Source organism: Acidobacteriota bacterium, from assembly GCA_019347945.1.
In the GTDB taxonomy this organism is placed as follows: Bacteria; Acidobacteriota; Thermoanaerobaculia; order Gp7-AA8; family JAHWKK01; genus JAHWKK01.
Genome location: JAHWKK010000021.1, coordinates 1 through 26,107 on the forward strand (window position 1 = coordinate 1; position 26,107 = coordinate 26,107).

A 26,107-nucleotide genomic window follows, 5' to 3' on the forward strand; every position below is an offset into this window, starting at 1 on the left:
CGATCTGGCTTCCTCTGCGGGTACCGTCAAAGCTGCGGGGTATTCACCCGCAACCATTTCTTCCCCACTGACAGGAGTTTACAACCCAAGGGCCTTCATCCTCCACGCGGCGTTGCTGCGTCAGGGTTTCCCCCATTGCGCAAAATTCCCCACTGCTGCCTCCCGTAGGAGTCTGGGCCGTGTCTCAGTCCCAGTGTGGCCGATCACCCTCTCAGGCCGGCTATCGATCGTCGCCTTGGTGAGCCGTTACCTCACCAACAAGCTAATCGAACGCGGGCCCCTCTCAAGGCGAGAGCCGAAGCCCCCTTTGATCCGTAGATCATATGCGGTATTAATCCGAGTTTCCCCGGGCTATCCCCCACCTCGAGGCAGGTACCCACGCGTTACTCACCCGTCCGCCGCTCGACTCTACTGAAGAGCAAGCTCTTCAGCAGGCCTCGCTCGACTTGCATGTGTAAAGCACGCCGCCAGCGTTCATTCTGAGCCAGGATCAAACTCTCCAGTTTTATCTGTTCGCGAGCCCGAAGGCCCGCAATTCGAGTCTGATTCGTTCCGGCACAGCTGATAACGCTTGCTGTTGCATTCGGAAACATGATTACTTCAATTTGGATCGCTGATGCGATCTCAAAGGAATCACGATGGTCCTACTTCCTATTCAGTTTTCAAAGAGCCAACCCCCGTTCAGAAGGGCCGATCATTCTGTCAGCCCCCGCTTCACGGTGTCAAGCGAACACTCCCGACTCAGCCGGGCGTTTTCGCCTGCCCCATGACGCCGAAGCGAGGCATCTAACTCCTCCCCGCTCCCTCGTATTCCTCCCGCCTCGCCAACCGGCGAAATCGAGAAGAATCGGGCTCCGATCTCCAGATTTCAAATGAACAAAATTTCCTGATGCGCAAAGAGTCAAAACAAGCTTGCGGCACCCGAAATTCCAGAAGGCCGTGCCGTCCAATCGACCATTTTCCGGCAGGCCCCCCAGCTAACGGTCCACCCCCTCCCCCTATTCCATCGATAGCGTTTTCTACCCCCCTCTTCCGTTCCGCCCCTCGTCTGGAATGTTTCACTCGCCGCGAGGCTTCGGATCGCCGAGGAACCGAATGCAACGAAAAACCCGCGAAATCACGATCGGATCGACGAAAATCGGTGGGTCCAATCCGATCGCCGTGCAGTCGATGGCCGCCACGCGTACCCGTGACATCGAGGCGACGATCCGGCAGGTACGCGCCATCGAAGCGGCCGGTGCCGACATCATCCGGATCGCCGTGGATACCCCCGCCGACGTCGAAGCACTTCGCGAGATCCGCCAGCAGACCTCGGCGAACCTCTCGGTCGATCTCCAGGAGAACTACAAGCTCGCCGCCCGCGTGGCGCCCTTCGTCCAGAAGATCCGCTACAACCCGGGCCACCTCCATCATCTCGATCGGCAAACGCCCGTTCGCGACAAGGTCGCCTTCATCGTCGACACAGCGGTTACGAACGGCTGCGCGGTGCGCATCGGCGTCAACTGCGGATCGGTCGATCCGGCCAGAAAGGATCAATACGGGCGCGACGACTCGATCAGCCCGATGGTCGATTCCGCCCTCGAGCACGCCGAAATGCTCGACGATCTCGGCTTCGCGAACTACTGCGTATCGCTCAAGGACAGCGATCCGAACAAGGTCATCGAGGCAAACACCAGATTCTCCACCCGCCGCCCGGACGTCCCCATCCACCTCGGTGTCACCGAGGCGGGACTCCCACCGGACGGCATCATCAAGACTCGAGTGGCTTTCGAGCAACTCATCCCGCAGGGGATCGGTGACACGATCCGCGTTTCGCTCACTCTTCCGTTCGATCAGAAGGGGGAGGAAATCACCGTCGGCCGGCAGATTCTCGCCGACATCGCGGACGGACGCTTCCGATCGGTCCCCCGTTTCGTCCAGTCAGGGCTGAACATCATCAGTTGCCCCTCCTGTTCGCGCGTCGAGAACGAGGCGTTCATCGATCTTGCCCACAAGGTGAGAGAGATCACCACATATGCGAAAGACCACGACGTGACGATCGCAGTGATGGGATGCCGCGTGAACGGTCCGGGCGAAACCGACGATGCGGACCTGGGGATGTGGTGCGCTCCCAGTTTCGTGAACCTGAAGCGGGGAGAGACGACCATCGGTACGTTCGGCTACGACGAGGTTCTCGACGTCCTCCGGACCGAGCTCGACGAGCTCATCGCTCGCCGACAGACCGAGGTGAGCGTTTGATGACGAATGCGCGTCTCCGGGGTCTTTTTCTCCTGATTCCCGTCGCCATCATCATTCTGGATCAATGGACGAAGGGACTGGTCCTCCGGAATCTCCGCCAGTACCAGGACACGATCGAGGTCATTCCGGGCTTCTTCCGGCTGGTCCACTACAGGAACACCGGCGCGGCGTTCGGACTCGGGAACGCGTCGGGGAGCAGCCTCGTACCGACCCTGCTGACGGTCGCGGCAATCGGGGTCATGATCTTCGTCATCGTGTACGCCTGGCGCTCGTCCCCGAACGAGAAGATTCTCCAGACGGCGCTTCATCTCGTAATGGGGGGAGCGGTCGGAAATCTCATCGACCGGTTCCAGCACGGCTCGGTGATCGATTTCCTCGACGTTTACGTCGTCACCGGAGGCGAGGCTCATCACTGGCCGGCATTCAATGTGGCCGACTCCGCGATCTGCATCGGTATCGGGCTTCTGATTCTCGACAGTCTCCGCCGGCCCTCGGAGCGAACCGACCGCGTGGCGGATCCGACCCAGACGTGAGGTGGCCGCTTCCGCCCGTCAGACGTCGATGACGGTCGGCTCGCCCTCGACGATCAGTGCGGGCTCGGTCAACTTCTGCACCTCGTCCACCGAGACGCCGGGCGCGACTTCCACGAGCTTCAACCCTCGTTCAGTCACATCGAGAACGCAATAGTCGGTGATCACACGATCCACGCACGCGACCCCGGTCAGCGGGAGCGAGCATTCGTTCAGAATCTTCATCTCTCCCTTTCGCGTGACATGCTCCATTGCGACCACCACCCGCTTCGCTCCGGCGACGAGGTCCATCGCCCCGCCCATCCCTTTGACCATCTTGCCGGGAACCATCCAGTTGGCGATGTCCCCGCTACCGGACACCTGCATCGCTCCAAGGATCGTGAGATCGATCTTCCCTCCTCGAATCATCGCAAAGGAATCGGCGGAGGAAAAAAACGCGGCACCCGGTATGACGGTCACCGTCTGCTTTCCGGCGTTGATCAGATCCGCGTCGACCTCGTCCTCTTTCGGAAACGGGCCCATCCCGAGGATCCCGTTCTCCGACTGGAGGATCACGTCCATCCCATCGGGAATGTAGTTGGCGACCAGGGTCGGCATCCCGATCCCGAGGTTCACGTAATAGCCGTCCCTCAGCTCTCTGGCCGCCCGCCGGACGATCTGGTCACGATCAAGCGGCATGTGACGCCTCGCTATCGAACGGCCACCGGATTCCGCGAGGGACGACCCGGTTCAGTCTGGCGCTCCCTGTTCTCGACATCGGCTCAGCTCCTCACCGTCCGCTGTTCGATCCGTTTCTCCCGGGGAGCAACGATCAGTCGATGGACATAGATCCCGGGCACATGGACGAAGTCGGGATCGATCTCCCCGACCTCGACGAGCTCTTCGACCTCGGCAATACAGATTTTTCCGGCGGTGGCGGCCATGGGATTGAAGTTCCGGGCCGTCTTGCGAAAAATGAGATTTCCCATCCGGTCGGCTTTCCACGCCGCCACGAGCGAAAAGTCTCCGACGATTCCGCGCTCGAGGACGTAATGTTTTCCATCGAACTCGCGAGTCTCTTTCCCCTCGGCGACGACCGTTCCATAGCCGGCAGGCGTGTAGAAGGCCGGAATCCCCGCGCCACCCGCCCGCATCCGCTCGGCGAGGGTTCCCTGAGGAACGAACTCGACCTCGAGCTCTCCCTCGAGATATTGCCGGGCGAACTCGTCATTCTCACCGACGTACGATGAGACCATCTTCCGGATCTGGCGCGTCTGGAGCAGCAGGCCCAATCCCCAATCGTCGACACCGGCGTTGTTCGAGACACAGGTTAGGTCTTTTGCACCGAGCTCGACGATCGCCGCAATGAGGTTTTCGGGGATTCCGTTCAGGCCAAAGCCACCGACGACGAGTGTCGCACCATCGCGGAGATCGGCCACGGCTTCCTTCGCGGATCCGACGAGTTTGTCGATCATCGGGCCGCTTATATCACAGTGATTCCGTCCCGAAGAGAGGACGACATGTCCTTGTTCGAGGGCAAAAGCGAGGGTCGAACGCTCAACGGCCGGGCCAGCGGGCGGGTAATTCGTTTGCTATTACGGCTCTCGGAGGGAGTTGCCATGACCGGAATCTCGTATCGAGCTTCATTGGTAATCATCACCCTGTTTACGATCGCATGCGTCCCCGGAGCAGGCTCGATCGCCAGCGACGACGTTTCCATCGCCGGCGTCACCGGGAGCGCGACAGACTTCGGTGAACATCTCGACCTCACCGTGATCCAGACGGCATGGCCGGTCCCGGGGGTGGACGGGGAAGTCAGCGTCCCCTTCGAGCTCACGATGTCCAATCGAACCGGTGAACTGCTCGAGATCACCCGGGTCACGATGTCGAGCGTCGGTGAAGGCCGCTACCGCATACTCCGAACATCGAGACCGATCGAGGAGTCGCTCGAAGGTGGTGAAACGTCCACTGTCGATTACTGGGCGAGAGCATCGGTCGTGGGTAGCTCCACCCGAGAGCCTTTGCTGCTGAGGGTCGTCGTCGTGTACGAAAAGAGGGATCAGAGCTTCGAGGAAGTCTACAGCGTCCGATCGGGGCATCGCTTAGCGGGCGAGATTCCGATCGACTGAAGTTAGCCGCAACGCCTCCCGTAGGATCTCAGACCATTTCGACGATCATCGACGTCGCTTCTCCGCCCCCGTTGCAGATTGCCACCATGCCGCGCTTCAGGCCGCGCTCTTCGAGGGCGTGAATCAGGGTAACGAGGATTCGCGCTCCGCTCGCCCCGATCGGATGGCCGATGGCGACCGCGCCTCCATGGACATTCAGCTTTTCGTGCGGGATCTTCGCATCCTTCATCGCTGCCATCGCGACGGCCGCGAATGCCTCGTTGACTTCGACCAGATCGATGTCGTCGATCGACAGACCGCTCTTGTCCAGGATCTTCCGAATCGCGCCCCCCGGAGCTGTCGTGAACCATTCGGGCTCCTGGGACATCGTCGCCTGCGCGACGATTCTGGCCATCGGCTTCAGATCTTTCTCTTTCGCATGCTCGTCCGAGCAGATTACGAGGGCCGCGGCGCCGTCACTGATCTTGGATGAGTTCGCCGCGGTGACGCTTCCGCCGTCCGGCTTGAAAGCGGGGCGGAGTCTACCCATCTTGTCGAGTGGAGCTGCGAAGGGTTCCTCGTCGTCGGTAACGGTCGTCGTCCCCTTGCGGCCCTCGATCTCGACGACCGCGATCTCCTTCCGGAACCTGCCGTCCCTGACCGCGGACTGCGCCCGCTGATACGACTCGAGAGAAAACGCGTCCTGTTCCTCGCGCGAAAAGGAATACTTGTCGACGCAGGCTTCGGCGCACGCTCCCATGTGCTTATCGCCGTATGGATCCCACAGCCCGTCATGAATCATCAGGTCGAGGGCTTTCGCATTGCCCATCCGGAATCCGTCGCGGGCTCCCGGCAGCGCATAGGGCGCATTGGACATCGATTCCATGCCGCCCGCGACCGCGAGGTCGTACTCTCCGAGCCGGATGTCGTTGGCCGCCATCATCACGGCCTTCAGTCCCGAACTGCAGACCTTGTTCACGGTGACGGCGCCGGCCGAGGTGGGGATTCCGGCTCCGATCGCGGCCTGCCGTGCGGGCGCCTGACCTGCTCCCGCCTGCAGCACCTGTCCCATGATGACTTCCTGAACGTCCCCCGAGGAGACACCGGCGTTCTGGAGAGCGCATTCGATCGCAATCGAGCCGAGCTCGGTTGCGGATTTGGGGGCCAGAGCTCCCTGGAATGATCCGATCGGCGTGCGCGCTCCACCGAGAATTAAGATGCTTTTCATCTGGTCGACTCCTTGATCAATTTGCCGCACCTTCGCCAAGTCCCTTCCCCTCCACTCCCATTCCCGAGCGAACGCACTCGCGTGGCTTCTCGCGCCACCCCGCTCTGTTCTATGATGGAGCAACGCCGCCGGGCTCGGGTGTTTCGGTGCACCAGCCCGGGCCGGGCCGAGGCCCGCCGGGATCAATCGATCCGACCTTTTCGCAGGCGGCAATCCATTCCGAGGGTGAAACGAAATGACAATTACCACCACGATGTCCCAGAGGCTGACGATCGCGCCTCAACAGGTCCACGAGACGCTCGCCACGCACATGCTCGCCGACGGTTACGACATCGTCATGGATCTCGATCAATCCCAGGGATCCTGGCTGTTCGACGCGAAACGGAATGAGCGCGTGCTCGACTTCTTCTCCAATTTCGCGTCGATGCCGATCGGCTACAACCATCCGAGTCTCGACAATCCTCAATTTCGGGACCGGATCGCGACTGCCGCCCTGAACAAGCCGGCCAACTCCGATCTCTACACGACCCAGATGGCGGAATTCGTCGAAACGTTCGCCCGCGTCGCCGTTCCGTCTCCGTTCAACAAGCACATGTTCTTCATCGAGGGTGGAGCGCTGGCCGTCGAAAACGCTCTCAAGGCTGCCTTCGACTGGAAGGTTCGAAAGAACCTCAGCCGCGGGCTCCCCGAAACGACCGGATCCAGAGTTCTTCATCTGAAAGAGGCCTTCCACGGACGGACCGGCTACACCCTTTCGCTGACCAACACGGCCGACCCGAGAAAGACTCAGTATTTTCCAAAGTTCGACTGGCCCAGGATCGACAATCCGAAGATGCGCTTTCCGATGACCGAGCGCGTCACGGCGGAAGTCGCCGCGGCCGAACAAAAGGCGATCGCGCAGGCGAAAGCCGCGATCACCGAGCATCCCAACGACATCGCCGCGCTCATCCTCGAGCCGATTCAGGGCGAGGGTGGAGACAATCATTTCCGGCCCGAGTTCATGAAGGCTCTCCGTCAGCTTTGCGACGAGAACGAGATCATTCTGATTTTCGACGAGATTCAGACCGGGCTCGGGCTGACCGGGACAATGTGGGCTTTCCAGCAGCTCGAGGTCGAGCCCGACATGTTCTGTTTCGGCAAGAAGACACAGGTATGCGGGTTCGCTTCGAACGAGCGGATCTTCGACATCGACAAAAACGTGTTCACCGTCTCCTCCCGGATCAACTCCACCTGGGGAGGCAACCTCACCGACATGGTCCGCTCACAGCGTTATCTCGAGGTCATTGACGAGGAGAACCTGGTCGAGAACGCCGCTTCCGTCGGGAAGTTCATACTGGACCGCCTGGCCGGCATGGCCGGTGACGAAGCCGCCGGAATTTCCAACGTTCGCGGCCGCGGTCTGATGATCGCGTTCGATCTCGCGTCGGGCGAGCAGCGGGATCAGCTGCTTGAGAAGCTCGAAAAGAAAGGTCTGCTGGTCCTCGGCTCGGGGGAGCGCTCCATCCGGTTTCGCCCTCACCTGATCGTGACGGAAGAAGAGGCCTCGGAGGCGCTGGTCCGTCTCGAACAGGCCATCGGCTGAAGTCGTCCGAAGATTTCAGGAAAGCTTTGCCATCACCGCCGTCAGGTCGCTGAATTGCCATGGCTTGATCAGCAGGGCCACCGAGGAGTCGCCTTCGACGAACGAGACTCGATCCTCGGTTCCATGGCCGGTCGAAAAAACGACCTTCTGACCGGGCCGCTCTGCCCGAATCTCATGGAAGAGCTCGACTCCGTCGTAGTCGGGAAGTCCGATGTCGATGATCACGAACTGCGGATTCGTTGCGATGATCTCGCCGGTGGCACCTGTTCCTCTGTCGAGCGCGACCACCTCGAACCCTTCCATCTTCAGGAGTGTCGAGATTCCCGCGCGGACGGCCGCATCATCTTCGATCAGTACCACGCTGGTTCCCTGCTGAGGCTCGGAGAGAGAGTCCTTCCCTGCGGCGAATGAAGGGAAGATCAGGTGGACCGTCGTCCCATGACCCGGCCGACTGGAGACCTCCACCGACGCATCATGCTCGCGCAAAACGTGATGGACCCAGGTGAGCCCGAGACCCTTCCCCCTGGCGAGTCGTGTCGTATAGAGAGGATCGAAGATGTTCTCGAGATGTTTCTTTTCGATACCGGTGCCGGTATCAGAGATTCGAATGACGACCTCGTTCTCTCCGTAGGGGGGCGTTGCGGCATCAAACGTGAGCCGGCCGCCCTCGGGCATTGCCGCGACCGCGTTGGCGGCAATCTCTTCGAAGATCGTCCCGAGCCTGGAGGGGTCGAACCAGATCGACACGGGATTCCGTGGAGGCAGCATGACGAGCTCGATATCGGAGGGAAGAACAGCCCGGATGTCCGCTTCGAGCTGGGGAAAGAGCTCCTCCACCCGAATCTCGGCCGGTCGTGATTCGGCGGGACTTGCCTGGCTCTGAATCACACGAGTCAGCGATCTCCCCCGATCCACGGCCTCCCGGATCCTGTCCAGGGCCTCGCTCGACCTCCCGCTGGTCTCTGTGCGTACGATCACTTCGACCTGGGGGAGAATCGCCATCAGGATGTTGTTGAACTCGTGAGCGATCGTGATGGCGGCATGACCGAGTCCCGATACACGGTTCGCGCGGCGGAGTTGTCGTTCGAGCCGGACACGATTCGTCACGTCCCGAAGATCCACGAGAATGCCGCCGATGAGGGGATCATCGAGCAGGTTTCGTGTGACGCCCTCGACCCATCTCCAGCCGCCCCGGGCACGCCGGATCTGACTTTCGGTCGTTGCGATCTCCTTTCCGGCGAGCAATTGCCCGAGATCCGCCTTCACCAGTTCACGGTGCTCGGGGTTCACCAGGTCGAGAGCAAACTTGCCGATCAGTTCCTCCGGTCGAAACCCGAGCATCGGTTCGCAAGCCTGGCTGATGTAGGTAATGTTGAAATTGCGATCGAGCAGGAGAATGACGTCCGACGAGCTGTCGATCAGAGTTCGCGCCCGGAGCTCGCTCGATCGCAGTTTTTCGGCCATTCTGCGAACATCGGTTTCGTCCGAGACCGCCCCGACGAGCTTCACTGCCGTCCCTGCCTCATTGCGGAGCACTCTCCACCGACTGCCGACATACGCATATTCTCCGCACTTCATGCGGATACGGTAGGCATTCTCGAAGCTGGTCCGACCCTCGGACTTCAGGCTTTCGACGAACGATTCGCGAACGACCGGGAGGTCGTCCGGATGGATCAGCTCTTCGAAGCGCGTCACGGTTCTTTCGATTTCCCCCGGCCGGTAACCGAGGATCTCGTAAAACGCCTGGTTCCACCAGACACTGCCTTCGCCGACGTCGACTTCGAAAATGATGTCGCGTGCAGCGAGTGAAGCGTTGCGAAACCTCTGCTCGGCAGCCTGGAGCGCGAGAGTCTGACGGTGTCTGATCAGGCCACTCAGGATCACTGCGGCGAGAGCGCTGAGGCGCTCCACGTCGCGCCGCTTCCATCTTCTCCGCTCTCGTACCATGTCCAGGCCGAGAAAACCCAGCGGTTCACCCGCGTGAACTGCGGGGACGACGACACGGGAGGCGACTCCCTGCTGCTCGAACAGCTCAAATTCCTCCACGGCCTCGGGATCCGGTTTCCCGACATCGGGAATGACGACAGACTCGCCGTCGAGAATCCTCCGGGAAAGCCAGGGGATTCGGTCGCGCGCCATCTCCCGGCTCAGATCAGGGATGGGCCCGACGTCTTCGGCAGTCCACTGGTGTGCGCTGTTTCCGGCTTCGCCGTTTTTCGAAACGAGGACCGCGTAGACGCGATCCACCTTCATGAACGAGCCGATCAGACCGAGGGCGTCGTTGATCGCCCGATCGAAGCGAGACGGCTCGACCATGGCCAGACTCGTCGCGAGCTCCGCGACCAGCTCCACGAACGAGCGCTCGTTCCGCGCCATCCGGATCACTGATCGGCTCCGATCCGTTTGAGGGGGAGACGCACCGTGAAGGTGGACCCCCGGTCAGGCTCGCTTTCGGCCTGGATCGTTCCGCGGTGCGCAACGACGATCTGGCGTGCGACCGCGAGGCCAAGCCCGGTCCCGCGCGATTTGGTCGTGAACATCGGCTCGAAGACCAACTTCAGATCTTCCTGCGTGATCCCGACACCGGTGTCGTGCACCTCGATGTCGACCGAGTCGTCCCGAGCCGTAGCCCTGATTGTGACTTCTCCCGAGGGCATCGCATCAAGGGCGTTCATCACGAGATTCACGAGAACCTGAATCAACTGATATCGATCGACCTCGAAGATCGAGCCGTTGGTGAAGTCCTGGATCTTCAATGTGCAGCCGGAGCCGCTCAGAAGGGCCGAAGTCTCTTTTTCGAGGTCCCGCAATATCTGTGAGACCTCGAGACTGGTGAGGTCCAGCTCCGCAGGGCGGGCAAATCGGAGAATTTCCGAGGTCACTCTGACTCCACGTGCAACCGAGTACTCGATTCGTCGCGCAGCGTCTTCGAGGAGGGCGTCGCCCGCCGCCCTGCGAAGAATGACCTCCCCAAAGGGGCGGATACCCATCAGCACGTTATTGAACTCGTGAGCAATCTTTCCCGCCGTTTTGCCGAGACTGTCGAGTCTGGAAATCTCGTCGAAGCGTTCCCGAAGACGCACCTCTTCGGTGAGATCCTGAAACGTGATGACGACGCCTTTCTCGGTTCTGCCGAGCGGGACCGTTCGAAAGCGAACCAGCGAGGAGCGATCGCGGCCCGTAAACTCCGTTTCGGAAAAAACTGTCCCGGGGAAACGAATCGCCTCGAGCAACCTGCAATGGTCGACCTGCTCGGGACCATGCACGAGCAGATGAAAGTCGGATCCGACGAGATCCTCCTCGGTCGCTCCGAGAATGGCAACCGCCCGCCGGTTCGCTGCGGAGCACGTTCCATCCTCGTCGAGCGCAACCACACCGTCCTGGACCGAATCGAGAACCGCTCTCGCAAGCCCCGCGGCTTCGTCCGCGCTGCGGAGCGCGGCAATTCGCTCCATGTGGGCATCACGCTGAAACAGCTCCCGATCAATCACCAACGGGAGTCGTCCGAGATCGGATCGAAGAACCCAGTCGCAGATTCGCCCGGTTCGAATCAACCCTCTGATCAGTTCAACGTCGGTGGAATCGAGTAGCGCGATCACGGGGAGCTCGGCGAACTCGGAGAAAAGAGCGGAGATCTCCCGGTCCGGATTCTCCAGCCCGTGCCAGTCGACCAGCGCAAGGTCGTAGCTCCCTCTCAGCCGACCGATCTGGTCGGCGCCGGAGATTCGGTCGAGATCAACCTCGAGATCGGACTCGTCGAGACTCTTCTCGATCGCCGAGGAATCGGCCGGGCCGTTCTCTACCAGGAGGATTCGGAGAGGTCGCACGGGTTATGAGCCCAGTATGGCAGGTGTCAGCTCTGGTCGGCCAGCTCCAGCTCTCTCTGTGCCGGACTCCCCCCCCAGTTCGTATGCGGTGGCCGGTTCAGGACGATGTAGTTCCAGAAAAGCCTGGAGTAAGTCGTCGGTTTCATCCCGTGGCTCTCGTACCAGGGCGCCAGCAGCCGCTGCAGTCTCGGCAGGTTGTAGAGGGGCACGCCCGGAAAGTAATGATGTTCGAGGTGATAATTCGAGCAGAGATACACCACATCCCAGAACCGCGATCCTCGAACCAGCGTCGCCCATTTCTCCGGCTCTTCGGCCACGATGTCGTAATGCTGGCCGAGGCGGTTGAGAGCAAAGGCAAAGGGGAAGACGAAAAAGTAAGGGACGATCCAGGCCTTGAAGCTGACCCACCACCCGAGGCTCATACCGAGCAGCGCAATCACGAGCACGTGGATGAGGATCGTCAGAATCCTCTCATTTCGGATTTTCCGCTGCATATCCGGCGGATAGGTCGCGGTCTCCTTCGCAGCCGCCCGAAAATAGATGAGGAACAGTGCGGGGGTGAAATAGAGGAGCTTGAGCCATCGCGCGTTGATCTTAGGCGAGAGGTGATGTCTTTTCGGATCGTTCTCGGCCGAACCGAGCTCCGCGTGATGGTCCAGATGCCATCGTGTGAACTGCGTAGCGGAGATTCCGCTGGGGACCGCGTACAGCCAGCCGAGCCAGCGACTGAGCCGGTCGTTTCTGACGGGCAGCACGGTGGAATGAACGACCTCGTGCAACAGGATCGTGAAATTGAACAGCGCGAATCCGGCGATCACCGAGAACGGCAGCCAGAAATACCACGGCTGGACGAGGGCGGCGCCGATCACCCCGATGAGCAGCGCGATCACCAGGCCCGCGACGACCATGAAATGCTTCCCTCCGCTCCGCTCGTGGAGCTCCCGCACCACCTCGAGGGGAAGCTCCCGCCCGAGACTGTTTCGCATGGTGACCGTATGTTCGGCGTAGTGGCCCATTCGTCCCGGTCTAACGCGTCGAGAACGACCGAAATTTTCGCCGGGCCTCCCTGCTCTTCCCTTCCGTTCCGCGCGCCGCCCGCCCTACCGGATAGAATTCGCTCCGCGAAGCGATGCTCGTCATTCAGGATCCATTCAGAGAAACGGACCTTCCGCACGATTGCGTCTCGACGGTCGGCAATTTCGACGGGATCCACGTCGGACACCAGCAGATCGTCGAGCGTGTCGTCCGGCTGGCACGCGAAGCCTCCGTTCCGCCGGTGGTCATTACGTTCGACCCGCATCCGCTCGCAATCATTTCTCCCGATCGCGTTCCGCCACGGATTCTCACGACGGCGCAGAAAGCCGAAATTCTCGAAGGGATGGGAGTCGAGGCTCTTCTCGTGATTCCATTCACACCCGAGCTTTCCAGGATGCATGCCGCCGATTTCGCGAAGGAGCTGTTCGTCGATGCGCTGAAGATCAGGCATCTTCTGGTCGGGAGAGATTTCCATTTCGGTGCCGGCCGGAAGGGGGATGTCGCGCTGCTCGAGTCGATGGGAAAAGACCACGGATTCGAGGTTACGCCCATCGACGACGTTACAGTCCGAGGAATCCGGGTTTCCAGCTCGATCGTCCGGGATGCGATTCGGAAGGGAGCATTGCACGTCGTCCGCCTCGCCCTCGGTCGCGATCATTTCATCGATGGGGTGGTCGAGACGGGCCGGCGCCTCGGACGAAAGCTCGGCGTGCCCACGGTGAACCTCGCTCCCGACAATGAGCTCTTCCCGGAGTCAGGAGTTTTCGTGACCTCATCGACATTCGAATCGTTCGGTCGCGCGTTCAAAAGCGTCACGAATATCGGCGTCCGACCAACCCTTTATGAAAACTACGGAAGAACGATCGAGAGTCACGTGCTCGATTTTCACGCAAACGTTTACGGCGACCGGGTCAGACTGACGTTCCATCGTCTGTTGCGCAGAGAGCGGCAGTTCGAATCCGCGCTCGAGCTCTCTGCCCAGATCCAGCAGGACATTCAGCACGCTCATCAGTTCTTCGAAGGAAGGCCTCAAATTTGAGACTGCCAATTCCAATCACGGTGCTTTGCGTCTTCGCCGTCACCGCGGGTGCTCAGATGACCGAACAGGGGCCGTCCGCCAGATTCTACGAGACCAATCCCGATTTCACGTTCGAGTTTCCTTCGATCGAGGAGGGAGGTCAGGTCGTCATCGCGGCGGATACCCAGAGCCTCGACGACGATTACATGATTCTCGAGGGAAACGTCTCGCTCACCTATCAGGATGTGACCCTTTCGGCGGACTCGATCTCGTACAACCGGAGAACCCGGGATGCATCCGCCCGGGGACACGTCATCCTGGATCAGGGTCCGCGACGGATCACGGCTTCGCGCGCGATTTACAACTTCGACGCCCGCAGCGGCACCCTGTTCGACGCGACGGCAACCCTCGGATCGTCGGTCTGGGTCGCCGGAAAAACGATCGAAAAGCTCGACGATTCCACCTACCGAGTCGTGGACGGGGTGTTCACATCATGCGAGCTTGGCGATCCTTCCTGGATCTTCTCGTTGGATGAGGCTCTCATCGAAGTCGAAGGTTATGCGCGTCTCCGGGATATCTCGTTCCGCGCCGGAGGGGTTCCGATCATCAGACTGCCGTACATCATCTGGCCGACGAAGCGGGAGCGGGCGCGCGGATTTCTGATCCCCAAGCCAGGCTATTCGTCACGCTTCGGCGCGTATCTCCAGAATGCCTATTTCCTTCCATTCAACGAGTGGTCGGACGTCACGCTCAGAGCCGATCTCTACAGTTCGGGAGTCCTGGCGACCGGCGTTCAGGCGAACTACGTCCCGACGGCAAACACGGACGGGACTCTCGATGTCTTCACAGTCTACGATTCCGACACCAACGAGCTCGAGTGGAAGTACGACTACCGACATACGCAGGAGAACCTGCCGGGAGGGTTCAGGGGGGTCATAGACATCAAGGACTACTCCGACCTCCCCTTCTTTCAGAGATTCGAGCGCGATTTCGACCTCAATACGATCTCGAATATTTACTCGGCGGCCTATCTCACTCGCAACACACCAACCTGGTCGCTCAACATACGGGCCGACCGCCGCGAGCACTTTCTGGGCCTGTCGGACGTTCAGATCTTCGAGCAGCTGCCGGCCCTGCAGTTGAGGCTCTATCCGAAAAGAGTGCCCGGAACGCCGCTCTATTTTTCGCTGGACTCCTCTGCCTCGCATCTTCGAACATCCGGCAGCGTGACGCGCAGCGCCGAGTACTTTCGGACCGACCTCTTCCCGAAGCTCTCTCTGCAGCTTTCAACTCCCTCGTGGATCTCGGTGAATCCGGAGATTTCCTTCCGTCAGACCGACTACACCAAGAGTCAGGATCCTCTGACGGGATCGATCGTGGATGAATCTCTATCGCGAAGCTCCGGCCAGGCGAGCATCGACGTCACCGGTCCGAGTTTTTCGAAGGTCTTCGACATGACCATCGGCGAATTCACCCGCTTCAAGCACATCATCGAACCGAGGGTGCGATACCGCTACATCACCGACGTCGAGGGTCAGGACCGCGTCATTCGCTTCGACACGGTCGACTCGCTCGCTCTACCGCTGGTTTCCCAGACGATCGAGTATTCACTGACACAAAGGCTGCTCGCAAAGTCCGACGAGGGTGGCGGCTCGGCACGGGAGGTTCTCAGTTTCGCAATCGAGCAGTCCCAGGCGATCAGCGAACCGTTTCGGATCTCTGACGGCGAGGAGCAGTTCTTCAGTCCGCTCCGTGCCTCGCTCCGGTTCAACCCCTACCGCTCCGTTCGCGTCGAAGCAACCGCGGCGATGTCGAATCAGAACGACTATGTCGAACGAGCCAATGTGTCCGCCTATCTCTCAGGGGCGAAGTCGTATCTGCAGACGACCCTCTTCTCCACATTCTCTCGGCCGGGATCGATCCTCGAGGATTCGAGCCAGATCCGTATCGCGACCGGCAGTCCCCTCTGGGGCGAAAAGCTCCGGGGTGATGTCCAGATCAACTGGGACATCACGGAAGGCACTCTCCTCGAGCAGCGCTATCTCCTCGGTTACACCGCCTCCTGCTACACTTTCGCCTTCGAGTACCGGGACTTTCAGGAGTTCAGTACCGTGCTCACCCCGGTGCCCTCTCTCGACGTTCGCAGGACTCGCGACTATCAGATATCGATCAGCCTGAAGAACGTCGGCACCTTCGTCGACTTCCGCGGCTCGTTCGATCGAACCTTCTAAGGAGCAACCTCTTTTGAACAGACGCATGAAGGGCCTGATCCTCTCCGGTGGAAAAGGGACCAGGATGAGGCCTCTGACGTTCACGTCCGCAAAGCAGCTCATTCCCGTGGCGAACAAGCCAGTCCTCCACTACGGAATCGAAGCAATCGTCGCGGCCGGGATCGAGGACATCGCAATCATCGTGTCCCCGGAGACCGGAGGGGAAATCCGCGATGCGATCGGAAACGGAGATGCGTTCAACGCCCGGATCGAGTACATCGAGCAGGACGAGCCGAGAGGACTCGCTCATGCGGTACTGATCGCGGAAGAGTTCATGGCGGGAGATTCGTTCGTGATGTATCTGGGCGACAATCTGCTGCAACACGGCATCTCCCTGCTGGTGGACGAGTACCGTGAGCTCGGCGTCAACTGCGAGATCCTTCTCACCAGGGTGCCGGATCCCTCGCAGTTCGGGGTCGCCGAGCTGGGTCCGGACGGCGAAGTCGAACACCTGGTAGAGAAGCCGCGCGAGCCCAAATCGGATCTCGCCCTCGTCGGTGTTTACATGTTCGACTCCAATATTTTCGAGGCTGCCCGCTCGATCGAGCCATCATGGAGAAACGAGCTCGAGATCACCGACGCCATCCAGTGGCTGATCGATCATGATTTTCGAGTGCACTCCCACATCGTCAAGGGATGGTGGAAAGACACCGGAAAAATCAACGACATGCTGGAGGCGAACCGAACTGTTCTCGACACCCTCGAGCCGAGGGTCCATCAAGCTCCGGATCACGACTCCAGCATCGAGGGAAAAGTTCTCATCGATGAGAGCGCACGAGTCGAGCATTCCGTGATCCGCGGACCGGTGATCATCGGCCCCGGCTCGGTGATCCGTGAGGCGTTCGTCGGCCCCTATACGTCGATCGGCGCCAACTGCCACATCGAAACGAGCGAGATCGAGAACTCGATCGTTCTCGAGGGCTCATCGATCATCGGGGTCGACAATCGGATCGAAGCCAGCCTCGTCGGCAGGAACGTCAGGATCGGGAGGACGAGAAGAAGACCGTGGGCTTATCGCTTCGTCCTCGGGGACAACAGCGAGGTCGGTATTCTCTGAGCAGCTCTGACGACACTCGATACGTTTTCAAGCAATCCTCCCGGAGCAGCCATCAGATCATCCTGAGGATCCTCGGAAAGCTTCACCCAAACCATGTACTCGACCTCGGAGCATGGGACGGCGCACTCGCATCTCAGATCCGAAACTTCGCCGATGTCGAGACCCTGACCGCAGTGGAAGCTAACGTCGATCAGATCGGCCGGATCGCGAAGGTCTTCGATCGAGCGATCATCGCGGATCTCGATCGCCTCACGAGGCTTCCCCGGCCGGTCGATATGATCGTGATGGCCGACGTTCTCGAACACCTCGCCAGACCCGAGGCTCTTCTCGCTCTTGCTATTGAAGCACTCGACCATGGCGGCGCGATCGTCGTTTCGATTCCGAACATTGCGAATCTAACCAGCCGTCTCGGCCTGCTCTTCGGCCGATTCGAATATCAGGATCGAGGAATCCTGGACCGGACTCACCTCCGCTTCTACACGCTCTCATCCGCCCGACGCCTTCTCCGGGAGGCCGGGCTTCGAATCGAAGCGGAAGAAACATCCTCGGTGCCGCTCGATCTTGCGCTTCCGTGGATGCCCTCGATCCTGCTGCGGCCGCTCGGTTGGATCACGGACGCCCTGACGCCGCTGCTTCCTCGCCTACTCGGCTACCAGTTCATCTTCGTCGCGCGCAAATTGGAACGGTAGAGAACCCAGCTCGTCCCGAACAGAAGGATTCCAAGGAGCGAAGCCGGCCACGCATCGCGCCCGATTCGCCGCCGCAACTCCACGCTGTGATCTCCCGGCGGCACCGGCACTCCTGCGAACAGTCCATTGATGAGGAGCGGCTCGACGATTCGCCCATCCATTTCCACACGGAGATCTTCGTTGACCTTCTCGGAGGTCGTGAGAAGGAAGCCGCCGGAAGAGCCGACTTCGATCAGCGCCCCACTGCTCGATCGTTCGACGATCCGGAACCGCGCGGTTCGCTTGGAAAGTGGAACATCCTCGAGCTCGTAATGAGCAACGTCCTCAATCTGCGTCGTTCGCCCGAAGTCGAAGGTCCGGTCGTCGAGCACCTCGCGGATCGGCCGGCGGTCGAGACGCCACGTCGCTCGATATCTGGGCAGTGCCGTACTTCTCGAGAAGACCCGGGCCTGATCGAACGTCCGCTGAAGCGTCACACCGCCATACAACCGGCCGGTCAGAATTCGCTCATCCGCATCTGTGACGATCTCGATGCAGCCATCCGGCGCGGAGACGCGGACCAGTAACGCTTGGCCTGGCCGTATCTCGTCGGGAACCCCGAGCTGAACACGATCGTGAGCCTCGAGATCGCGTCCGGCAAGTCTGATCGAATCGACGACTTCGCCCGTCTCCGGAACGACCGTGACAATCTTCAGATGGCACGGCGCAGCCTCGCGCTGCCGGCGATAGAGAATCTCGAAACCGGTGATCGACTCGTCCATGACGATCAGTCGCTCGGGACTCAGCGCCCCGTCGATCGATCCGAAGGGCGTCGGGCGGGTCATTCCCTCCTCGATCCGCCAGCGGAGAATGTCGATCGGTGGAGGCTCGACGAAATGGGTCACTCCCAGCAGATCGAGAACCGGATGATCGATGTCCGCCGTGAGCGCGTTGACCGTCGTCACCGTTCCCGCACGCACCGTCTCCGGGTCGACCCGTTCGAGCATCGATCGATACAGACTCTCCGATGCCCACTGACTTCGGACGTCCTCGACGCCGAAGATCTGCGCCGAGTTCGGCATGAGCCAGAAAAACATCGGAAGGACTCGCTCGCCGGACGCTTCGAGAAGGTACTCGATCGATGGATCGGAGGGAACCTCGGCGACCTCGGGCGTGACGAATGGATAGAAAGCCCCGGCGAAGAGGGCGAGCTCGACCGCAACGATCGACACGACGAGAATCGTCAGGAGTTGCCTCCGCCGGGGAGGCAACCACGCCGCGAACTTCATCATCCCCGCTGCCGCCAGAAATCCGACCGCCAGCGGTACGAGAACTTTCAGACGCGTCAGCGGCGAAAAGTTCATGCCGGGGAGTCTCTCGATCAGAGCTGCCACGGGTGTCCCGAACATCGCAGCGATGACGACGGCCAGGAAGAGGAGCCAGAAGATAGTATGACGTGAACGGCTAAGGATACCGAGAATCGACAAGCCGAGAGCAGCGACGCCGACGTAGATGGTGGCCTCGATGAAATTGTTCGCGGTGCCGAGGTTCTCGACTCCGCTCCAGTTTCTCGCCATGGGAGAGCCCGCATAGAACGGCCGAACGAAGCCGAGCAGATGCGACCATGGAAAGAAGATGCTCCCCGCGAAATCCTCCCTCATCTCCAGATATGCCGTCCGGCTCAGAAACCTGATGAACGGCAGAAGCGCGGGGGAGACGATCAGGAATGCCGTCACCGCCGCAACGACGCATCTCGCCGTCTCTTTCCAGGCCACGCGTCGAGCTCTGATCGACTTCAGCGTCCAGTAGCCGATCGAAACGTAAAGCCCGTAAAGGATCGCGGCGGGATATCCGCTCAGAAGAAGAGTGATTCCGAGCAGCACGAGCGCAGGGAACGAGTTTTTCTTCCCGCGGTACATCCGCGCGATCATCCACAGCAGGGCGGGAAAGATGACCGTGGCATTGGTCATCTGCCAGAGCAACAGAACGGAAGTGGCTCCGGCCGCCGCGATCACCAGCGCTCCGACCGTCGCGCCCGCCCGGCTGAGCTGCTCCTCCCGCAACCAGCCATAGGCGAAACCAAATGCGAGGATCAGCTTCAAAAAGACGATCAGCTGAAAGAAAAGCGATGGAGGCGCAAGCGAAGGAATCAGGATGATCGGAGTCAGAACCGCGGAGGCGGCCGAGCCCCAGCCCGGTACCCCGGAAGCGATGTAGGGATTCCAGTGAAAAGACGCGAGGTCTCTCCGAAGCATACGGGCCATCGGATAGTAGGCAAGAGGGGGGTCGTGGATCTGCGGATTTTGTGCTTCGACGGGATTTTCGCCGACCCACGGCTCGTAGTTTCCATAGACGTCGTTCGGCGAGAGAACTCGATCCATGAAGATCGTCGGGAAGAAGACAACCCCGAGGAGAATCATCAGCCCGAACATCGGGATCCATGCGGGCTCTCCGGCGGGAGTGGGCTCGGTCTCGTCGGCGCTGCTCACCATTGGCCGCTCATCTTAACTCGCGCGATTTGACGGCGATGCCGCGCTCGCGCAACCATCCGGTCGTGACACCCCACCGAATCATCCTGGCAGCCAAGCCCGATCCAGCCTTCATCGATCTCGTCGGAGACGACCCGAGATTCGTTCTCGAGGATCACTCCGAGACACCGGATCTGGGGGAAGTTCTGCCGGGAGCTTCCGTCCTCGTCACCCGGTCTCACGTGCGCATCGGCGAATCGCAACTCACGAGGGCGGGAGAGCTCCGCCTCATTCTTCAGGGGACGAGCGGGATCGACAATCTCGACGTTTCCGCCGCGAAAATGAGAGGGATCTCGGTGGTCACCGTTCCGGGAGCGAACGCGAATGCAGTCGCCGAGGCGGTGATCGGGGTGATCATCACTCTCACCCGGTCGATGAGGTCCTACGACTCGACGATGCGCGCCGGTTCATGGGACCGCGCCGGCTGCGCTGGAAAGCGCGAGCTTCGGTCTCAGTCGGTAGGAATCATCGGCCTCGGAAGAGTCGGCTCGCGACTGGCTCTTCTCCTTCGACCCTTTGGATGCCGCGTTTCCGCTTTCGATCCGTACATCGACTCGGGCCACTTCGACGAGCTCGGAGTCGAACGGCGAACCGAGCTCGATGAGCTTCTCGCCCGTTCGGATGTAGTCTCGTTTCACGTTCCGCTCACTGAAGAGACGAACGGGATGGTCACGCGAGACCGGCTCCAGCTGCTTCCGCCGGGATCCGTGCTGATCAACACCAGCCGCGGAGCCGTCGTCGACTACCAGGATCTGGTCCAGAGTCTCGATGCCGGTCGACTGTCGGCCGCATGGGTCGACGTCTTCGACGCAGAGCCTCCTGACTTTTCGACCCTCCCCCATCATCCGAATCTGTTGATGACCCCGCACATCGCCGGCTGCACGAAGGAGGCCCGCGACGAAATCGGCGAAACGATGTATCGAGCTCTGATCGAACACTTCAAGTGAGGCGTGTCGGGTAGAATCGCCTCATGAGCAAGCGAGCCAGCAATTTCATTCTGATCGGCATCGTCGTGGGGATCATCCTCGCTTTCCTCGGGGTCTGGCTTTTCGGGGAAGCGATGACATCGGTCCAATGGCTCGGTGACCTGTTTCTCACGGCGCTCAAGATGATCATCATTCCCCTGGTGGTCGCCTCGATGATCGTCGGCATCACGGGTCTCGGAGACGTCCGGAAGATTGGAAGACTCGGAGGCTCCACGATCCTCTACTACGCCATCACGACCGGCATCGCGGTGATGCTGGGGCTATTTCTCGTCCAGCTGATCCAGCCCGGTCTCGGCATGGAGATGGGAGCGGACGTCCCCGATCGTGTGGCCGGCAAATCGGAAATCGGGTTTACCGACATCATTCTTTCGTTCGTCTCACCCAACATCATGCAGGCGATGGCGAACATGGATATTCTGCCGGTCATCCTGTTTTCGCTGGTATTCGGTGCCGTTCTGACGACGATCGGTCCGGTCGGCGAACCGGTCATCGCCTTCTTTCGAGGAGTGAACGAGACGATCATGCGGATAGTCGAGCTGCTGATGCTTTTCGCTCCCGTCGGTGTTTTCGGTCTGGTGGCCGGGAGGTTCGGCGAAGCAGGAGATCTCGGAGTAATGATCGGCGGACTCGGAAAATACATGTTCACCGTCATCCTCGGGCTCGGCATCCATGGACTCATCATCCTTCCCCTCATTCTCTGGTTTTTCGCACGGCGCAATCCCTACAGGTACATGTACAACATGTCGCCGGCTCTGCTGACGGCGTTCTCTACCGCCTCATCCTCCGCGACGCTCCCGCTGACGATCGAGCAGGTCGAGGAGAAGAACCGTGTCTCGCGAAAGGCCGCCTATTTCGTCCTTCCGCTCGGGGCTACGATCAACATGGACGGAACCGCCCTCTATGAAGCGGTCGCGGCGATGTTCATCGCGCAGGCCGCCGGAATTCACATGAGCGGGGCGGAACAGATCATCGTCTTTCTGACGGCAACGCTCGCCGCAATCGGAGCCGCCGGCATTCCGGAGGCAGGACTCGTCACGATGGTCATCGTTCTCAACGCGGTTGGGTTGCCGCTGGAAGGTATCGGCCTGATCCTCGCCGTCGACTGGCTTCTCGACCGGTTCCGGACGACCGTCAATGTCTGGGGCGATGCCTCGGGAGCCGGTGTGATCGACGCCGTCGTGGTCAGGAAAATGGAGGCTGCGGGTCTGGTCGCGGAACCGATCCATCGACCGGAAGTGTGATGCTGATCCGGAGTCCCGGATTGGTGTTCTCGGCCCTGATCGTACCGCCGTGTCGCTCGATGATCTTGCGGGCGTTCGCAAGCCCCAGACCGGTCCCTCCGCTTTTGGTCGAGAAATAGGGATCGAAAATCTTCGAAAGGTACTCCTCCGGCACCCCTGGCCCATCATCCTCGACACAGATCTCGACCAGTTCGTCGTCGAGTCGCCTCGCTTTCAATCTGACCGGAGTGTCGCTGCCGGTTGCGTGGAGCGCGTTTTCGATCAGATTGATGACGGCCCGCTGCAGCGACGCAGGGTCGCCTCGAAGCGAAGATGGAAGACCTTCCGCCTCCAGATCGACTCTCAGACGGTTCCCCGTGTTGTAGCCGCTGGCAATCTGCTCGAGCAGGACAGCCGGGGCCGTTTCACGAAACGAAGATTCCTCGTTCGCCGAATACTCACCAAACGCGCGTGAGGTCTCCCTCAGGGTCTCAACCTGACGAAGGATGTTCCGGCTGCCCGACCGAACCGCCTCGCGAAGATTCTCGTCCTCCCGGTCCGCGAGGTTCTCGAGATGCTCCGCAGTCAGCTGGATCGGGGTGAGCGGGTTCTTGATGTCGTGTGCGACCTGCCGGGCCATCTCCGCCCAGGCTTTGAGCCGGTTCGACCGCACGATGTCGGTCACATCCTCGATGATGACCATCCGTTCGCTGGACGCAGGAAGGCCGATGGTCGATATCTGAAAACTTCGGTCTTCGTCCGCCTTTCGCACGATCAGCTCGATGAACATCCGGGGAGTCGCGGACGGCTCCTCGAGAACTGCGGCGAAGGGTGATTGCCGGATCGCTTCACCATCGGGCCTGCCGTCGAACAGGCGTTCTGCGGCGGCATTGAACTCGAGCACGTCGGCGTGCTCGTCGAGCAGCACGACAGCCGCGTCGATGTTCTGAATCAGCGTTCTCAATCGGTCCCTCTGGAGTCGAAGATCGCCCTGCTGGGCTCCGATCGATCGCGCCATTTCGTCGAAGGTCGTGGCGAGGACGCGAAAATCCGGATCGGAAGGGGGGGAGATCGCAGGACTCAGGTTTCCTCTTCCGATCTGCCGGGCGGCGTCGGCCAGCTCCCCGACCGGACGCGAGATCGATCGCGCCACCCAGCCCGAGATCAGGGCGGCAATCGTCAGAATAGCCACGACGAGCAGTGACAGGTTCGTGGAGAGGTCGTCGATCTGTTCATCGATCTCCTTCGCCTGCACCACCAACGGCAGCCCCAATACCCAATCCTCTCCAGGAACGACGGCCATGGGGCTGTAGATCTCCGCGTAGTCGCGCTCACGCACACGATGAACTTCGAGAAGCGACTGTGCACCCTCGAACACGATCGCGGAGTAAACGGACCCGGGGAGAATCGAGGGCTCGACCCGTGCGGTGAACAGATCTCTTCGGCTCGATGCCGCGAGCCGCCCGTCACGGAACAGGTGGAGGTCGTGTCCAACGACGCCTGCGAGCCACTCGAGTATGGAGTCGTCGAGAGCGAGCTCCGGCTCGAGATCGGTCCGTGATCCCAGGTAGTCCTCCATCACACGCTGCGCGGCATCGAGGGCGTCCTGGCCGCGGAAGAGAAACTCTTCTTCGAACCGGTCGGCGACCGTGACTCGAAGGAAAATCCCGATTGCAAGAAAGGGGACGATCACGACCAGCGCCATCGCCGCGGAAAGTCTCGCCTGAAATCTGACGCCCGAAAGTCGGAGCGAGCCGACACCTCCCAGCCGTTCCGTCAGCGCCGGCGCTGAAAACAGAAGAACCAGCACCAGGGCCCACATTGCGAGAGATCCCGCTCTGCGCATCTCGTCACCCGCCGAGCTCACCTGAACGGGGAAGGCATAGAGCGCTTCGGTCCCTTCGCGAAGATAGACGTCGACATTCTGGGGAGCCGAGGCTCTCGCCCATACTGACTCGCCCGGCTCGAGATGACGCGAGTAATAGAACGCACTCCGCGCGAGTCTGAAGCCCGGAGGGGACGCTGGATTGCCGGAAGCATCGAAGATCGTATGTCGGAGCGCTCTCTCGGCGGCTGCGAGAAGGGGGTCGTGCTCTTCACTGTAATACTCGTAGTAGGGATCCTGCCCCACCGGTGTGGGTCCCCCGATCGGATCGGCAATCACCACCCTCGCCTCGCCGACGAGGTCGCCGGACCGGACGACCGGGACATGCCGCTCGACCACGTACATCCCCTCGAGCTCGGCTTCGGAGGCCGTCCCGAACCGGCTTACTCTCCGACCCGTCAGATCGCGGATCTCGATGCTCGACGGAGTACCCAGCCTGGCAAGGGTGCTCTCGCGCCATACCGCCCAGGCGAGATCTTCAGGAAATTTCGCGTTTCTCCCCTCCGGCACATGAGGCGTGATGTCGACCTTCTCGATCCGTTCGATCGTCGTCTCCACAATTCTTCCCAGCTGTCCGCTCTCCCCCATGACCAGCGGAGCCCGGACCTCGCTGACCACACGCCGCGCCGCCTCCGCATCGAACAAGGCCACCCCAGGTGAGATGAGCAGCGCGATCACGACCGCTCTGGTGATTCGCAGCCTCGCCCCATCCCGTCTGATCGCCGAGGTCAGAATGTTGCCGAGAATGCAGATCGCCATCATCACGATCAGCGCTCTTCCTGTCACGGTCGAAGGCCGGGCCAGATAGAACGTCAGGAGCAGAGCGCCCGCGCAGACGACCGCATAAAGAAGACGCCGGCGGTTCGTGTCGAGTCCCGGCCACCGCCTCACCAGGAGCATCCCCAGAAGGACCAGCGAAAGGGTCAGAAGACTCTGCGAGACGGATTCGGGAAGGATGTGCTCGGGAATTGACGAAATCCTCGAGTTCAGAATCAGATTCCGGACGAACTGAACCAGCAGCGGAACACCGACGACCGTGAAGACGACCGCCAGGGCGACGGAGTGGCGGCGCGGCACATACCGGACCAGAAGACTTCCGAGGGCCAGGATGACTCCCGCAGTGAGAAACAGGTCGAATGGTGAGCGGGAAAAAATGCCGAGCGCCCGCGACGCGTAATGGGAGTACCCGAACACCCCGGGATCGGCGTGCGAACCGGCAATCTCGAGGGCGACGAGCCGCCCTGCGACAATCAGCCCCGCCATCGCGAGGACCGCAGGAATCCCGAGCCGGGTCCTGCGTCCAAGCCAGCCGAGCCACGCCGCGATTCCCCAGAAGAATCCCGTCACCAGAAGCGGCGCCAGCCGCACACTGCTTCCGGACGGCCGATCGGGAGCTCTGACCGCGTAGATCGGCGGAGCACCCTCCCAGAGGCTCAGTTTCAGAATCCGACCCTTTTCACCCTCGACGGCTGCGCGTGACGAGGCAATCCGCTCGATCCTTCCGTGCAGCCGCAGCGAGAGCAGATCATCCGGACGTTGAAGATCCGCTGAGGAAGAGACGATCACCCGCATACCGGACTCGGGCGCCGTGCCTACCGCGTTCAGATGAACTCGGGTCGCCTCGAAGCACAACCGACTGCATCCTGCCGGAGGAAGGTCACCCCACCAGGCCAGAAGCTCCCCGCGCGCCGAGAGAACCTCGACTCCCGTTCGACCGGTCTGGGGAAGGGTGGCGAGGATTCGGAACAGTCCCTCTCGGGAGCTCGCGTCGCTCACGCGCTCCAGCAGGAGCTGCGCTTCGCGGTCGATCCCGGCGGCGCGGTCCCGGATATCGTGGACCAGCGCCGCTTCGAGATCGGCCTGGACATTGTCGGTCGCACACACGGTCAGCAAAGCGACCCCGAGCACGCCGACGATACTCAATCGCACCGGCCACCCCGCCTCCCCT

At 60.8% G+C, this 26,107-nt stretch carries 18 protein-coding genes and 1 rRNA gene; 10 read left to right on the plus strand and 9 right to left on the minus strand.

The annotated features are described in order from the left end of the window. A 16S ribosomal RNA gene (locus tag KY459_12695) occupies positions 1–506 on the minus strand; the annotation flags it as partial. A gap of 589 nt (positions 507–1,095) precedes the next feature. Here KY459_12695 and ispG point away from each other — a divergent pair. After that, on the plus strand, positions 1,096–2,238 hold the full coding sequence (gene ispG, locus KY459_12700) for a (E)-4-hydroxy-3-methylbut-2-enyl-diphosphate synthase (protein ID MBW3565577.1): 1,143 nt from the start codon (positions 1,096–1,098) through the stop codon (positions 2,236–2,238). Beyond that, complete coding sequence (gene lspA, locus KY459_12705; protein ID MBW3565578.1) at positions 2,238–2,771, plus strand: signal peptidase II; 534 nt, start codon at positions 2,238–2,240, stop codon at positions 2,769–2,771. Before ispG ends, lspA begins: the two co-directional genes overlap by 1 nt. An 18-nt stretch (positions 2,772–2,789) precedes the next feature. Here the strand turns inward: lspA and KY459_12710 are convergent, their stop codons facing one another. Both KY459_12710 and KY459_12715 read right to left on the minus strand, forming a co-directional pair. Then, positions 2,790–3,446 (minus strand): CoA transferase subunit B, encoded by a 657-nt coding sequence (locus tag KY459_12710; GenBank protein MBW3565579.1) that lies wholly within the window; start codon positions 3,444–3,446, stop codon positions 2,790–2,792. A gap of 83 nt (positions 3,447–3,529) precedes the next feature. Beyond that, complete coding sequence (locus KY459_12715; protein MBW3565580.1) at positions 3,530–4,222, minus strand: CoA transferase subunit A; 693 nt, start codon at positions 4,220–4,222, stop codon at positions 3,530–3,532. Between the two features lie 45 nt (positions 4,223–4,267). Here KY459_12715 and KY459_12720 point away from each other — a divergent pair, with 45 nt between their 5' ends. Next, positions 4,268–4,876, plus strand: coding sequence for a hypothetical protein (locus tag KY459_12720; GenBank protein MBW3565581.1), 609 nt, complete (start codon positions 4,268–4,270; stop codon positions 4,874–4,876). 28 nt (positions 4,877–4,904) lie between these two features. On the opposite strand, the gene KY459_12725 is transcribed toward KY459_12720, so the two are convergent. Continuing rightward, on the minus strand, positions 4,905–6,083 hold the full coding sequence (locus tag KY459_12725; protein ID MBW3565582.1) for a thiolase family protein: 1,179 nt from the start codon (positions 6,081–6,083) through the stop codon (positions 4,905–4,907). A 253-nt stretch (positions 6,084–6,336) separates the two neighbouring features. Here KY459_12725 and lat point away from each other — a divergent pair, with 253 nt between their 5' ends. Then, complete coding sequence (gene lat, locus KY459_12730) at positions 6,337–7,665, plus strand: L-lysine 6-transaminase (protein MBW3565583.1); 1,329 nt, start codon at positions 6,337–6,339, stop codon at positions 7,663–7,665. Positions 7,666–7,680: 15 nt separating this feature from the next. Here lat and KY459_12735 read toward each other — a convergent pair whose 3' ends face one another. Genes KY459_12735 through KY459_12745 form a run of 3 tightly spaced genes read right to left on the minus strand, consistent with a single transcriptional unit; the run spans position 7,681 to position 12,478 of the window. Beyond that, complete coding sequence (locus KY459_12735) at positions 7,681–10,050, minus strand: PAS domain-containing protein (GenBank protein MBW3565584.1); 2,370 nt, start codon at positions 10,048–10,050, stop codon at positions 7,681–7,683. Continuing rightward, on the minus strand, positions 10,047–11,492 hold the full coding sequence (locus KY459_12740; GenBank protein ID MBW3565585.1) for a PAS domain S-box protein: 1,446 nt from the start codon (positions 11,490–11,492) through the stop codon (positions 10,047–10,049). The genes KY459_12735 and KY459_12740 overlap by 4 nt, the downstream gene beginning before the upstream one ends. A 26-nt stretch (positions 11,493–11,518) precedes the next feature. Continuing rightward, positions 11,519–12,478, minus strand: a complete 960-nt coding sequence (locus KY459_12745; protein MBW3565586.1) for a fatty acid desaturase — start codon at positions 12,476–12,478, stop codon at positions 11,519–11,521. A 143-nt stretch (positions 12,479–12,621) separates the two neighbouring features. Between KY459_12745 and KY459_12750 the strand changes: the two genes are divergently transcribed. Genes KY459_12750 through KY459_12765 form a run of 4 tightly spaced genes read left to right on the plus strand, consistent with a single transcriptional unit; the run spans position 12,622 to position 17,561 of the window. Continuing rightward, positions 12,622–13,566 carry a bifunctional riboflavin kinase/FAD synthetase gene (locus KY459_12750; protein MBW3565587.1) on the plus strand — a complete coding sequence of 315 codons (945 nt, stop codon included), beginning with the start codon at positions 12,622–12,624 and terminating at the stop codon, positions 13,564–13,566. Beyond that, a complete protein-coding gene (gene lptD, locus KY459_12755; protein ID MBW3565588.1) occupies positions 13,563–15,776 on the plus strand; it encodes an LPS assembly protein LptD in 2,214 nt (737 codons plus the stop codon). Before KY459_12750 ends, lptD begins: the two co-directional genes overlap by 4 nt. Before the next feature lie 25 nt (positions 15,777–15,801). Beyond that, positions 15,802–16,872 (plus strand): glucose-1-phosphate thymidylyltransferase, encoded by a 1,071-nt coding sequence (locus KY459_12760; GenBank protein MBW3565589.1) that lies wholly within the window; start codon positions 15,802–15,804, stop codon positions 16,870–16,872. Continuing rightward, positions 16,821–17,561, plus strand: a complete 741-nt coding sequence (locus KY459_12765; protein ID MBW3565590.1) for a class I SAM-dependent methyltransferase — start codon at positions 16,821–16,823, stop codon at positions 17,559–17,561. The genes KY459_12760 and KY459_12765 overlap by 52 nt, the downstream gene beginning before the upstream one ends. Here KY459_12765 and KY459_12770 read toward each other — a convergent pair. Then, positions 17,522–20,032, minus strand: coding sequence for a hypothetical protein (locus KY459_12770; GenBank protein MBW3565591.1), 2,511 nt, complete (start codon positions 20,030–20,032; stop codon positions 17,522–17,524). The two genes, KY459_12765 and KY459_12770, sit on opposite strands and share 40 nt — an antisense overlap. Before the next feature lie 62 nt (positions 20,033–20,094). On the opposite strand from KY459_12770, the gene KY459_12775 reads away from it, so the two are divergent. Together KY459_12775 and KY459_12780 are read left to right on the plus strand one after the other, a co-directional pair. After that, positions 20,095–21,015, plus strand: coding sequence for a hypothetical protein (locus tag KY459_12775; protein MBW3565592.1), 921 nt, complete (start codon positions 20,095–20,097; stop codon positions 21,013–21,015). Positions 21,016–21,038: 23 nt separating this feature from the next. After that, the gene (locus KY459_12780; GenBank protein MBW3565593.1) at positions 21,039–22,295 is read left to right on the plus strand and encodes a dicarboxylate/amino acid:cation symporter; all 1,257 of its coding nucleotides are present in this window, start codon (positions 21,039–21,041) and stop codon (positions 22,293–22,295) included. On the opposite strand, the gene KY459_12785 is transcribed toward KY459_12780, so the two are convergent. Continuing rightward, on the minus strand, positions 22,237–26,088 hold the full coding sequence (locus KY459_12785) for a HAMP domain-containing protein (GenBank protein MBW3565594.1): 3,852 nt from the start codon (positions 26,086–26,088) through the stop codon (positions 22,237–22,239). The two genes, KY459_12780 and KY459_12785, sit on opposite strands and share 59 nt — an antisense overlap. Positions 26,089–26,107 lie beyond the last annotated feature (19 nt).

Bases quoted from the DNA above. Each gene is read 5' to 3' on its own strand.
- KY459_12710 (MBW3565579.1), bottom strand. From the start codon at position 3,446: ATGCCGCTTGATCGTGACCAGATCGTCCGGCGGGCGGCCAGAGAGCTG.
- lspA (MBW3565578.1), top strand. From the start codon at position 2,238: ATGACGAATGCGCGTCTCCGGGGTCTTTTTCTCCTGATTCCCGTCGCC.
- KY459_12750 (MBW3565587.1), top strand. From the start codon at position 12,622: ATGCTCGTCATTCAGGATCCATTCAGAGAAACGGACCTTCCGCACGAT.
- KY459_12780 (MBW3565593.1), top strand. From the start codon at position 21,039: ATGAGCAAGCGAGCCAGCAATTTCATTCTGATCGGCATCGTCGTGGGG.
- KY459_12725 (MBW3565582.1), bottom strand. From the start codon at position 6,083: ATGAAAAGCATCTTAATTCTCGGTGGAGCGCGCACGCCGATCGGATCA.
- ispG (MBW3565577.1), top strand. From the start codon at position 1,096: ATGCAACGAAAAACCCGCGAAATCACGATCGGATCGACGAAAATCGGT.
- KY459_12745 (MBW3565586.1), bottom strand. From the start codon at position 12,478: ATGCGAAACAGTCTCGGGCGGGAGCTTCCCCTCGAGGTGGTGCGGGAG.
- KY459_12720 (MBW3565581.1), top strand. From the start codon at position 4,268: ATGTCCTTGTTCGAGGGCAAAAGCGAGGGTCGAACGCTCAACGGCCGG.
- lat (MBW3565583.1), top strand. From the start codon at position 6,337: ATGTCCCAGAGGCTGACGATCGCGCCTCAACAGGTCCACGAGACGCTC.
- KY459_12770 (MBW3565591.1), bottom strand. From the start codon at position 20,032: ATGGTGAGCAGCGCCGACGAGACCGAGCCCACTCCCGCCGGAGAGCCC.
- KY459_12760 (MBW3565589.1), top strand. From the start codon at position 15,802: ATGAAGGGCCTGATCCTCTCCGGTGGAAAAGGGACCAGGATGAGGCCT.
- KY459_12715 (MBW3565580.1), bottom strand. From the start codon at position 4,222: ATGATCGACAAACTCGTCGGATCCGCGAAGGAAGCCGTGGCCGATCTC.